Source organism: Streptomyces niveus (assembly GCF_001723055.1).
Taxonomy (GTDB): Bacteria; Actinomycetota; Actinomycetes; order Streptomycetales; family Streptomycetaceae; genus Streptomyces; species Streptomyces niveus.
The window spans coordinates 1-12,431 of the sequence record NZ_MDCR01000347.1 but is presented as its reverse complement, the minus strand read 5'-3'; the positions used below and the strand labels follow the sequence as shown (position 1 = coordinate 12,431).

Below are 12,431 nucleotides of genomic sequence, written 5' to 3'. Positions count from 1 at the left end.
TCCATGGGGGGAGTGTGGGGACCGGGGGGTCCCCGGCGCGAGCGCTTTTCGTACCTCACCGGCACCTTCCACGCGCCCCGCGCGTTCTCATTGCGGGTGACAGGAGGCCGGCGCCACGTGGACCTCCCGAGGCGGCCGGGTCCTCGCTTACGATGGCCGTTGCGGTGGGGTCGGCCCGCCGCGCCCGCGCCAGTGTCCGTTACCAGACCCAGTGCCAGGCCCGACCGGCAAGGAGACCAACCTCAGTGTCCGTCTTCAACAAGCTCATGCGTGCAGGCGAAGGCAAGATCCTGCGCAAACTGCACCGCATCGCGGACCAGGTCAACTCCATCGAAGAGGACTTCACCGCCCTCTCCGACGCCGAGTTGCAGGCCCTCACCGAGGAGTACAAGCAGCGGTACGCCGACGGTGAGTCCCTTGACGACCTGCTCCCCGAGGCCTTCGCGACCGTCCGTGAGGCGGCCAAGCGGGTTCTCGGCCAGCGCCCCTACGACGTCCAGCTGATGGGCGGCGCCGCGCTGCACCTCGGCCATGTCGCCGAGATGAAGACCGGTGAGGGCAAGACTCTCGTCGGCACGCTGCCCTGTTACCTGAACGCGCTGTCCGGCGACGGCGTCCACGTGATCACGGTCAACGACTACCTGGCTGAGCGCGACTCCGAGATGATGGGCCGGGTCCACAAGTTCCTGGGCCTGTCCGTCGGCTGCATCCTCGCCAACATGTCGCCCGCGCAGCGCCGCGAGCAGTACAACTGCGACATCACGTACGGCACGAACAACGAGTTCGGCTTCGACTACCTCCGCGACAACATGGCGTGGTCGCAGGACGAGCTGGTCCAGCGCGGTCACAACTTCGCGGTCGTCGACGAGGTCGACTCGATCCTGGTCGACGAGGCCCGTACACCGCTGATCATCTCCGGTCCCGCCGACCAGGCCACGAAGTGGTACGGCGACTTCGCCAAGTTGGTCACCCGGCTCACCAAGGGCGAGGCGGGCAACCAGCTCAAGGGCATCGAGGAGACCGGCGACTACGAGGTCGACGAGAAGAAGCGCACCGTCGCGATCCACGAGTCCGGGGTCGCGAAGGTCGAGGACTGGCTGGGCATCGACAACCTGTACGAGTCGGTGAACACCCCGCTCGTCGGTTATCTGAACAACGCCATCAAGGCCAAGGAACTGTTCAAGAACGACAAGGACTACGTCGTCATCGACGGCGAGGTCATGATCGTCGATGAGCACACCGGCCGTATCCTCGCGGGCCGCCGCTACAACGAGGGCATGCACCAGGCGATCGAGGCGAAGGAAGGGGTGGACATCAAGGACGAGAACCAGACGCTCGCCACGATCACCCTCCAGAACTTCTTCCGCCTCTACGACAAGCTGTCCGGCATGACCGGTACGGCCATGACCGAGGCCGCCGAGTTCCAGCAGATCTACAAGCTGGGCGTCGTGCCGATCCCGACGAACCGGCCGATGGTCCGGGTCAACCAGCCCGACCTGATCTACCGCACCGAGGTCGCGAAGTTCGCGGCGGTCGTCGACGACATCGCCGAGAAGCACGAGAAGGGCCAGCCGATCCTGGTCGGCACGACCTCCGTGGAGAAGTCCGAGTACCTGTCGCAGCAGCTCTCGAAGCGGGGCGTGCAGCACGAGGTGCTCAACGCCAAGCAGCACGACCGTGAGGCGCCGATCATCGCCCAGGCCGGGCGCAAGGGCGCGGTGACCGTCGCGACGAACATGGCCGGCCGTGGTACGGACATCAAGCTCGGCGGCAACCCCGACGACCTCGCCGAGGCGGAGCTGCGTCAGCGCGGGCTCGACCCGGTGGAGCACGTCGAGGAGTGGGCGGCGGCGCTGCCCGCGGCGATGGAGAAGGCCGAGGAGGCCGTGCGGGCGGAGTTCGAGGAGGTCGTCGAGCTCGGCGGGCTCTACGTCCTCGGTACGGAGCGTCACGAGTCGCGCCGGATCGACAACCAGCTGCGTGGTCGTTCCGGCCGTCAGGGCGACCCGGGCGAGTCCCGCTTCTACCTGTCGCTGGGCGACGACCTGATGCGGCTGTTCAAGGCGCAGATGGTCGAGCGCGTCATGTCGATGGCGAACGTGCCCGACGACGTCCCGATCGAGAACAAGATGGTCACCCGGGCGATCGCCTCGGCGCAGTCGCAGGTGGAGCAGCAGAACTTCGAGACGCGTAAGAACGTCCTGAAGTACGACGAGGTGCTCAACCGGCAGCGTCAGGTCATCTACGGCGAGCGCCGGCGGGTCCTGGAGGGCGAGGACCTCCAGGAGCAGATCCGGCACTTCATGGGCGACACGATCGACGACTACATCGCTCAGGAGACGGCGGAGGGCTTCGCCGAGGAGTGGGACCTGGACCGGCTGTGGGGCGCGTTCAAGCAGCTCTACCCGGTGAAGGTCACCGTCGAGGACCTCGAAGAGGCGACGGGCGACCGCGCGGGCATCACGGCGGAGTTCATCGCCGAGTCCATCAAGGAAGACGCGCACGAGCAGTACAACGAGCGCGAGAAGTCGCTGGGCCCGGACGTCATGCGCGAGCTTGAGCGACGCGTGGTGCTGTCCGTGCTGGACCGCAAGTGGCGTGAGCACCTCTACGAGATGGACTATCTCCAGGAGGGCATCGGCCTGCGCGCGATGGCGCAGAAGGACCCGCTGGTCGAGTACCAGCGCGAGGGCTTCGACATGTTCACCGCCATGATGGAGGGCATCAAGGAGGAGTCCGTCGGCTACCTGTTCAACCTGGAGGTCCAGGTCGAGCAGCAGGTCGAGGAGGTCCCGGTGCAGGACGCGGCGGAGGCCGAGCGTACGTCGCTGGAGAAGGCGGACGCGGGTGCCCGTGCGGGCGGCGCGCGTCCGGAGATCCGGGCGAAGGGCCTGGAGGCTCCGCAGCGGCGGGACCGGCTGCACTTCTCCGCGCCGACGGTCGACGGTGAGGGTGGCGTCGTCGAGGGCGACTTCGAGAGCACCGGCGGAGCGGACCGTACGGAGGCGGGCTCGGGTTCGGGCTCCGGCACGACTCGCGCGGAGCGGCGCAAGGCGCAGAAGGGTGGGGGGCGGCGCCGCAAGAAGTAAGCGGGCGCGCGTTCCTTCCGCGTAGCGGATGTTGACGGCCGGGTTTGGACACAAGGTGTCCGAACCCGGCCGTGTTCTGCTGTGGCCGGGGTGTTGTTGCCAGGTCCGTCCGGCGGCCCGTTCGTCCTCAAGCGCCGGACGGGCTGAGTGGGCGCCGGACGGGTTGGACTGGGGCCTCCCGGTGGTTGGATGCCCCCAGGCGCCGGAACGCCCCCGGAGGGCGTCCGGCGCCCGCGACAGGAGGTCAGTTCTGGTGGCGGCGAGGTGTCACCTCCACCGCCGCGCAGCGCCAGCGGAGGTCCGGGGACTGTTCCAGGCGGAAGGCCATCGCGCGGACCTGGTTTCCCGCCGCGATGACCGCCCACGCCTCGACCACCCCCGGGCAGGGGTGGAAGCCCCGGCAGGTGCGGATCACCGGGGTGGTGTTGCGGGCGCGCAGTGGGGTGGTCGGGGCCAGGCGGACGAGTTGGTCGTATGCCTCGCCGATCGTCCGGCCCAGCATCGAGTGGACCGGGCGCAGGCCGCTGAGGACCGCGAGCAGTTGCTCCGCGAAGCGCTCGTGGGGCTGGAGCGAGGGCCGGCGGCGCTGGGAGATCACCCGGGCCGGGCGGCGTGGGTCGCGCCTGGCCGGCGGGCGGGTGGTGGCCGCCGTCCTCTCGTACGTCGTCGTGTGTGTCCTGCTGGTCTCTGTGTCGCTCACGCAGATCGCCCCCGTCCGCCGGCCCGGTCGTCACGTGCGTTACCGGGTAGTAACTTGTGTTGGTGATCTTCTACGGGTGATCCGCGACCCCCGCAAGAGCCGGACTCGGGGTCGCCATGTGTGTCGGGTGTCACCTGTCCGAGTGGCCGGGCGAGGCGGACCAGGGGTTCCGGCGTCACTCTGTGTATCCAAGTGGACGGGAAACGGCTCCGCAGTGTCACCCCGACGAGGGACCGGCCGAATCCGCCGCACGTATCCTGGAACCGCTCTCCCGACTACGAAAGCGGTCATCGCATGCGCGTCTACGTCCCTCTGACCCTTCCCGGTCTCGCCGAGGCGCACAAGACGGGCGAGTTGGGTCCTGGGCCGCTGACCGCCTACGCGGTGACGCCCGGACTGCGCGAGTGGTATGTCTCCGACGACATCGAGGAGTTGGAGTACGCGGCCCTCAACCGCGCCGCCGCCGGCTCTCTGCGCCTGATCGCCGGTGATCCGTCCGCCGCGCGCCGCCGGGTCGTGGTCGCCGTCGACGTACCGGACAAGGACGCCGCGGCCGACCCCGACCGGGGCGTGGACTCCGCCGGGCTCGGCGAGGTGCGGATCGCCGCGGCCGTCCCGCTGGCCAAGGCCGCCGCCGTGCACATCGACGCGGACGACGCCGAGGACGACGTGTCCGCCGCCGCCGCGGCGCTGGGCGCCGCCGACCACGGCGACGACGACGCGCAGTTCACGGTGGACGGCGCAGAGGACCACGAACTGCTCTGGTTCGGGGTGCAGGAGATTCCGAGCATCGTCGGGTAAATTCCTGCGGCGCGTTGTCAGACCCGGCCGGTAACGTTTCCGGCATGGGGAAGCACGACACACATCTGGTCTGGGACTGGAACGGCACACTGCTCGACGACTTCACCGCGGTCATCGGGGCGACCAACGCCAGCTTCGCGGAGATCGGCCTGGAGCCGATCACCGCCGAGCGGTACCGGGATCTGTACTGCATGCCGATCCCGGTCTTCTACGAGCGTCTGATGGGCCGCCTCCCCACGGACGCCGAGTGGCTGGTCATGGACGAGACCTTCCACCGGCACTACGTGGAGCGGCGCGCCGGGTGCGCGCTGACCGAGGGTGTCGAGGAGCTGCTGACGCAGTGGACGCTGGCCGGCCGCAGCCAGTCGATTCTCAGCATGTACGAGCACGACCAACTGGTGCCCGTGGTGCGGGGCTACGGGATTCATCAGCACTTCGTGCGCGTCGACGGGCGGACGGGACCGTCCGGCGGTACGAAGGCCGTGCACATGGAGCGCCATCTGGCCGCGCTCGCCGACGAGGGCCGGATAACTCCCGAGCACACGGTGGTGATCGGTGACGCGGTCGACGACGCGCTGGCCGCCGCCCATGTGGGGGCGCGTGCGGTGCTCTACACCGGGGGATCGCACAGCCGTAAGAGCCTGGAGGAGGTGGGAGTGCCCGTCGTGGACAGTCTCGCCGACGCCGTCGATCTCGCGCAGAGCATCGCGCGCTGACGACCCCGGGCCCCACCTGCCCCCGTCAGCCCTCCACCGCGCCCCCGTCACCGGTCACTTGTCACTGGCCGGACCGGCAAATTTCCCGCCCTTCTTTTGTACATATGCGGTTCATGACGGGTCCGGGGTGCGGCGAGATAGCCTGGGGCCGTGATCAGTGCGATATGCCGTGGGAGCAGCGAAGCTCCCGGCCCGCGCCCGGAGTGCCACAGCGCCCCGGGCCTCGCTGATCCCCACAATCCGGAGTGGCCGTCAAGTTTGGCCAATAACGTCCCGGAGATCTCTCATCGCGGCATAGCGTCGACTCAGACCGGACACCCCGCGTCGTGGCGTTGTGTCGCTTCTTTCATCGACGTCACGCAATGGCGCGCGACAGGAGCCAGAGGACATGCAGACCAAGCTGGACGAAGCCAAGGCCGAGCTGCTCGCACGGGCGGCCCGGGTCGCTGAGAACAGCCCAGCCGGGGGGGCTGGGGGTCTGGGGGGCACCTCCCGGAACAACTCGGCCGCGAAGGCGACCGACGACGAGACGTACGACGAGAAGCGTCCGGACAACGAGACGCTGCTCGCCTTCCTCCAGAAGTACTACCTGCACACCGCCCCGGACGACCTGGCCGACCGCGACCCGGTCGACATCTACGGCGCGGCGCTCTCCCACTACCGGCTGGCGGAGGACCGTCCGCAGGGCACGGCCAGCGTGCGCGTGCACACGCCGACCGTCGAGGAGAACGGCTGGACCTGCACCCACACGGTCGTGGAGGTCGTCACCGACGACATGCCGTTCCTGGTCGACTCGGTCACCAACGAACTCTCCCGGCAGAACCGCGGCATCCACGCCGTCATCCACCCGCAGATCCTGGTGCGCCGCGACATCACCGGCAAGCTCATCGAGATCCTTCCCGAGAGCCGCGGCGACGCCGCCGAGCTGTCGCACGACACCCTGATCGAGTCCTGGATCCACGTCGAGATCGACCGCGAGACCGACCGGTCCGACCTCAAGCAGATCACCTCCGACCTCCAGCGCGTCCTGTCCGACGCCCGCGAGGCCGTCGAGGACTGGGACAAGATGCGCGAGTCCGCGCTGCGCATCGCCGACGAGCTGCCCGGCGAGCCGACCGCCGACGACCTGCGCGACCAGGAGGTCGAGGAGGCGCGCGAGCTGCTGCGCTGGCTCGCCGACAACCACTTCACCTTCCTGGGCTACCGCGAGTACGAGCTGACGCGCGACGACGCCCTGACCGCCGTCCCCGGCACCGGCCTCGGCATCCTGCGCTCCGACCCGCGCCACAGCGACGACGAGGCGCACCCGGTCAGCCCGTCGTTCAACCGGCTCCCCGCCGACGCGCGCGCCAAGGCCCGCGAGCACAAGCTGCTCATCCTTACGAAGGCCAACAGCCGCTCCACCGTGCACCGCCCGAGCTATCTCGACTACGTCGGTGTGAAGAAGTTCGACGACAAGGGCAACGTCGTCGGCGAGCGCCGCTTCCTGGGCCTGTTCTCCTCGGCCGCGTACACCGAGTCCGTACGCCGGGTGCCGGTCGTACGCCGCAAGGTCGCCGAGGTCCTTCAGGGCGCGGGCTTCTCGCCGAACAGCCACGACGGCCGCGACCTGCTGCAGATCCTGGAGACGTATCCGCGCGACGAGCTGTTCCAGACACCCGTCGACGAGCTGCGCTCCATCGTCACCAGCGTCCTGTACCTCCAGGAGCGGCGCCGGCTGCGCCTCTACCTCCGTCAGGACGAGTACGGGCGCTACTACTCCGCCCTCATCTACCTGCCGCGCGACCGCTACACCACCGGCGTCCGGCTGCGGCTGATCGACATCCTCAAGGAGGAACTGGGCGGCACCAGCGTCGACTTCACCGCCTGGAACACCGAGTCGATCCTCTCCCGGCTCCACTTCGTCGTACGCGTCCCGCAGGGCACCGAGCTGACGGGGCTCACCGACCAGGACGTCGACCGTATCGAGGCGCGGCTCGTCGAGGCCGCCCGCTCCTGGGCCGACGGCTTCGGCGAGGCGCTCAACGCCGAGCTGGGCGAGGAGCGCGCCGCCGAACTGCTGCGCCGCTACGGCAACGCCTTCCCCGAGGGCTACAAGGCCGACCACTCGCCCCGCGCGGCCGTCGCCGACCTCGTACGCGTCGAGGAACTGAGCCGCGAGGAGAAGGACTTCGCCCTCTCCCTCTACGAGCCGGTCGGCGCCGGCCCCGGCGAGCGCCGCTTCAAGATCTACCGCACGGGCGAGCAGGTCTCCCTGTCCGCCGTCCTGCCGGTGCTCCAGCAGCTCGGCGTCGAGGTCGTGGACGAGCGGCCCTACGAGCTGCGCTGCGCGGACCGCGCGCAGGCCTGGATCTACGACTTCGGGCTGCGCATGCCGCGCGGTGAGAACGCCCAGACCAAGGACGACCATCTCGCCGAGGACGCCCGCGAGCGCTTCCAGGACGCCTTCGCCGCCGTCTGGACCGGCGAGGCGGAGAACGACGGCTTCAACTCCCTCGTCCTGCGCGCCGGGCTCAACTGGCGCGAGGCGATGGTGCTGCGCGCGTACGCGAAGTATCTGCGCCAGGCCGGGGCGACCTTCAGCCAGGACTACATGGAGGACACCCTCCGTAACAACGTCCACACCACCCGCCTGCTGATCTCCCTCTTCGAGGCGCGGATGGCGCCCAACCGCCAGCGCGCCGGTACGGAGCTGATCGAAGGGCTCCTCGAAGAGCTGACCGGAGCGCTCGACCAGGTCGCCAGCCTCGACGAGGACCGCATCCTGCGCTCGTTCCTCACCGTCATCAAGGCCACGCTCCGGACGAACTTCTTCCAGAGCGCCGGCGAGGGAAGCCTCAAGAGGGGCCAGAGCGCGGGCAAGGGGCCGGACGGGAAGATCGGCACCGGCCGGCAGAGCGCGGTGGAGAAGCACCACAGCTACGTGTCGATGAAGTTCGACCCGCAGGCCATCCCCGACCTGCCCGCGCCGCGCCCGGCGTACGAGATCTGGGTCTACTCGCCGCGCGTCGAGGGCGTGCACCTGCGCTTCGGCAAGGTCGCCCGAGGCGGTCTGCGCTGGTCCGACCGGCGCGAGGACTTCCGTACGGAGATCCTCGGCCTGGTCAAGGCGCAGATGGTCAAGAACACGGTGATCGTGCCGGTCGGTGCCAAGGGCGGCTTCGTCGCCAAGCACCTCCCCGACCCGGCCGTGGACCGGGACGCCTGGCTCGCCGAGGGCATCGCCTCCTACAAGACGTTCATCTCGGCGCTGCTCGACATCACCGACAACATGGTGGCCGGCGAGGTTGTGCACCCCGCCGACGTGGTGCGGCACGACGAGGACGACACGTATCTGGTCGTCGCCGCCGACAAGGGCACCGCCAGCTTCTCCGACATCGCCAACGAGGTCGCGATCGCCTACGACTTCTGGCTCGGCGACGCCTTCGCCTCCGGCGGCTCCGCCGGCTACGACCACAAGGGCATGGGCATCACGGCGCGCGGCGCCTGGGAGTCCGTCAAGCGGCACTTCCGCGAGCTGGGCCACGACACCCAGACCGAGGACTTCACCGTCGCCGGAGTCGGCGACATGTCCGGCGACGTGTTCGGCAACGGCATGCTGCTCTCGGAGCACATCCGGCTGGTCGCCGCCTTCGACCACCGGCACATCTTCATCGACCCGGACCCGGACGCGGCCACCTCGTTCGCCGAGCGCCGCCGTCTGTTCGACCTGCCGCGCAGCTCCTGGGCCGACTACGACAAGTCGCTGCTGTCACAGGGCGGCGGGATCCACCCCCGCAGCGCGAAGTCGATCCCGGTCAACGCGCATGTGCGCCAGGCGCTGGGGATCGAGGCGGGCGTGTCCAAGCTGACGCCGGCCGATCTGATGCGCGCGATCCTCAAGGCCCCGGTCGACCTGATGTGGAACGGCGGCATCGGTACGTACATCAAGTCGTCCACGGAGTCGAACGCGGACGTCGGCGACAAGGCCAACGACGCCATCCGTATCAACGGCGAGGACCTGCGGGCCAAGGTCGTCGGCGAGGGCGGCAACCTCGGCGCGACGCAGCTCGGCCGTATCGAGTTCGCGCGGCGCGGGGCCGACGGCCAGGGCGGCAAGATCAACACCGACGCCATCGACAACAGCGCCGGTGTGGACACCTCGGACCACGAGGTGAACATCAAGATCCTGCTCAACGGCCTCGTGACGGAAGGGGACATGACCGTCAAGCAGCGCAACAAGCTGCTCGCGGCCATGACCGACGAGATCGGCACACTGGTCCTGCGCAACAACTACGCGCAGAACGTGGCACTGGCCAACGCCGTCGTCCAGGCCCCGTCCCTGCTCCACGCCCACCAGCGGTTCATGCGCCGCCTGGAGCGCGACGGCAGCCTCGACAGGGCGCTGGAATTCCTGCCGACCGACCGCCAGATCCGGGAGCTGCTCAACTCGGGCAAGGGGCTCTCCCAGCCCGAACTCGCCGTCCTCCTCGCGTACACGAAGATCACCGTCGCCGAGGAGCTGATCTCCACCGGGCTGCCCGACGACCCGTATCTGCGCAAGCTGCTGTACGCGTACTTCCCCGCGCAGCTCCGCGAGAAGTTCGGCGAGCAGATCGACGGGCACGCGCTGCGCCGCGAGATCATCACGACGGTGCTGGTCAACGACACCGTGAACGCGGGAGGTTCGACCTTCCTGCACCGGCTGCGCGAGGAGACCGGGGCGTCGATCGAGGAGATCGTACGGGCGCAGACAGCGGCCCGGGAGATCTTCGGGCTCGGCGAGGTCTGGGACGCGGTCGAGGCACTGGACAACACCGTCGGCGCCGACGTCCAGACCCGGATCAGGCTCCACTCGCGGCGACTGGTCGAGCGCGGCACGCGCTGGCTGCTCGGCAACCGGCCGCAGCCGGTGGAGATCGCCGGGACGGTCGACTTCTTCGCCGACGGTGTGGAGCAGGTGTGGCAGCAACTGCCCCAACTGCTGCGCGGCGCGGATCTGGAGTGGTACCAGAACATCGTGGAGGAGCTCACCGGGGTGGGTGTGCCCGATGTGCTGGCGCTGCGGGTCGCCGGATTCTCCGCGGCGTTCCCGGCGCTCGACATCGTGCAGATCGCCGACCGTACGGGCAAGGAGCCGCTGGCCGTCGCCGAGGTGTACTACGACCTCGGGGACCGGCTGCGGATCACGCAGCTGATGGACCGGATCATCGAGCTGCCGAGGGCCGACCGCTGGCAGTCGATGGCCCGCGCGTCGATCCGCGAGGACCTGTACGCGGCGCACGCCGCCCTGACGTCGGATGTGCTGTCCGTCGGGAACGGGACGTCGACGCCGGAGGAGCGGTTCAAGGCGTGGGAGCAGAAGAACGCCGCGATTCTGGGGCGTTCACGCACCACGCTGGAGGAGATCCAGAGCTCGGACTCCTTCGACCTGGCGAATCTGTCGGTCGCGATGCGGACGATGCGGACGCTGCTGCGTACGCACGCGTAGCCGGCTCCCCGGCGGGGGGTGTCCTCAATCGCCGGACAGGCTGAAGGCGCCGGGCCGTCCATCCGCAGCGTTCCCGACTCCAGCCAGATCGCCCGGTCGCACGTCTCGGTGATCGTCTTGTTGCTGTGGCTGACAAGGAAGACCGTGCCCGCCTCCTTGCGCAGCTCGGCGATGCGCTCCTTGCTGCGCTTCTGGAACCGGGCGTCCCCCGTGGACAGCGCCTCGTCGATCAGCAGCACGTCATGGGTCTTGGCCGCCGCGATCGAGAAGCGGAGCCGGGCGCCCATGCCGGAGGAGTACGTGCGCATCGGCAGAGTGATGAAGTCGCCCTTCTCGTTGATCCCGGAGAACTCCACGATGTCCGCGTAACGGCTCTTGACCTGCGCGCGCGTCATGCCCATCGCGAGCCCGCCGAGTATCACGTTGCGCTCGCCGGTCAGATCGCTCATCAGCGCCGCGTTGACGCCGAGAAGCGAGGGCTGGCCACGGGTGAAGACCTTGCCCTCGCTCGGCGGCAGCAGCCCGGCGACCGCCTTGAGCAGGGTCGACTTGCCGGAGCCGTTGGAGCCGATGAGACCGATGGCCTCACCTTTGTACGCGACGAAGCTCACCCCGCGTACGGCGTGCACCTCGCGCGCTCCGGGGCTCCTCCGGCGCGAGACGATCCGGCTGAGCGCCGAGGTGGCGCTGCCTTTGCCGCCCTTGGTGCCGTGCACCGTGTAGGTGATGTGGACGCCGTCGACGACGACGGTCGGAACTCGCTCGGTCTCAGCCACGGCCGTACTTCTCCTCAGACTGCCAGAAGAACAGAAATCCGCCGACCCCGACGAGCACCGCCCAGCCGGTGGCGACCAGCCAGACATGGGGCGGGAGTTGACCGGCGGTGAAGCTGTCGATGAGCGCGAAGCGCATCAGGTCGATGTAGACGGCCGCCGGATTGCATTCGAGCGCGAGCCGGACCAGCTCCGGCACCTTCTCGTTCTTGAACACCGTGTCCAGGCTCCACATCACACCGGACGCGTACATCCAGGTGCGGAGCAGGAACGGCATCAGCTGCGCGATGTCGGGCGTCGCCGCCGTCAGTCTCGCGAAGATCATCGCGAGCCCGGTGTTGAACAGGGTCTGGAGCGCGAGGGCGGGTACGGCCAGCAGCCAGGCGGGGCTCGGGTACTGGTCGAAGACGAGCAGGATCATGGCCAGGGCGCCCAGCGAGAACAGCAGTTGCTGCACCTGCTGGAGGGCGAGCGCGAGCGGCAGCGAGGCGCGTGGGAAGTGCAGGGCGCGTACGAGGCCGATGTTGCCCGAGACGGCACGGGTCCCGGCGGTGATGGTGCCGGCGGTGAACGACCAGATGAAGACGCCGGTGACCAGGAACGGGACGAAGTCCGGCACCCCGTCCTTGGTGTTCAGCAGGACGCCGAAGATGAAGTAGTAGACGGTCGCGTTGAGCAGCGGCGTCATGATCTGCCAGAGCTGGCCGAGCTTCGCCTGGCTGTACTGCGAGGTGAGCCGGGCGGTGGCGAAGGCCGTCACGAAGTGGCGGCGGGAGTGCAGCCCGCGCAGATACGCGGGGAGCGAGGGCCGGGCGCCGCTCTCGGTCAGGCCGTGCCGGGCGGCGAACGCGCGCAGGTCCTGCGGGAGGGGCGGAGCCGGCG

Annotated in this window: 6 protein-coding genes and 1 pseudogene; 4 read left to right on the top strand and 3 right to left on the bottom strand. The window is 69.0% G+C overall.

The annotated features are described in order from the left end of the window. Positions 1–245 precede the first annotated feature (245 nt). Entirely contained in the window at positions 246–3,089 is a 2,844-nt protein-coding gene (gene secA / locus BHU15_RS32040; protein ID WP_069630338.1) for a preprotein translocase subunit SecA, read from the top strand. 244 nt (positions 3,090–3,333) lie between these two features. Here secA and BHU15_RS32035 read toward each other — a convergent pair whose 3' ends face one another. After that, positions 3,334–3,789, bottom strand: a complete 456-nt coding sequence (locus tag BHU15_RS32035) for an Rv3235 family protein (protein ID WP_069630337.1) — start codon at positions 3,787–3,789, stop codon at positions 3,334–3,336. Positions 3,790–4,083: 294 nt separating this feature from the next. Between BHU15_RS32035 and BHU15_RS32030 the strand changes: the two genes are divergently transcribed. The 3 genes from BHU15_RS32030 (at position 4,084) to BHU15_RS32020 (ending at position 10,776) form a co-directional block, all read left to right on the top strand. Then, positions 4,084–4,590, top strand: coding sequence for a DUF6912 family protein (locus tag BHU15_RS32030; protein WP_069630336.1), 507 nt, complete (start codon positions 4,084–4,086; stop codon positions 4,588–4,590). Positions 4,591–4,634: 44 nt separating this feature from the next. Beyond that, complete coding sequence (locus tag BHU15_RS32025; RefSeq protein WP_069630335.1) at positions 4,635–5,306, top strand: HAD family hydrolase; 672 nt, start codon at positions 4,635–4,637, stop codon at positions 5,304–5,306. A 388-nt stretch (positions 5,307–5,694) separates the two neighbouring features. Next, positions 5,695–10,776: an NAD-glutamate dehydrogenase gene (locus BHU15_RS32020; RefSeq protein WP_069630334.1), complete on the top strand. Its 5,082-nt coding sequence runs from the start codon at positions 5,695–5,697 to the stop codon at positions 10,774–10,776. 8 nt (positions 10,777–10,784) lie between these two features. On the opposite strand, the pseudogene BHU15_RS38755 reads toward BHU15_RS32020, so the two are convergent. Further along, positions 10,785–11,552: pseudogene (locus BHU15_RS38755) on the bottom strand (ABC transporter ATP-binding protein); the annotation flags it as partial. Further along, positions 11,545–12,405 (bottom strand): ABC transporter permease, encoded by an 861-nt coding sequence (locus BHU15_RS32015; RefSeq protein WP_069630339.1) that lies wholly within the window; start codon positions 12,403–12,405, stop codon positions 11,545–11,547. The pseudogene BHU15_RS38755 and the gene BHU15_RS32015, both read right to left, overlap by 8 nt. Between the last annotated feature and the right edge of the window lie 26 nt (positions 12,406–12,431).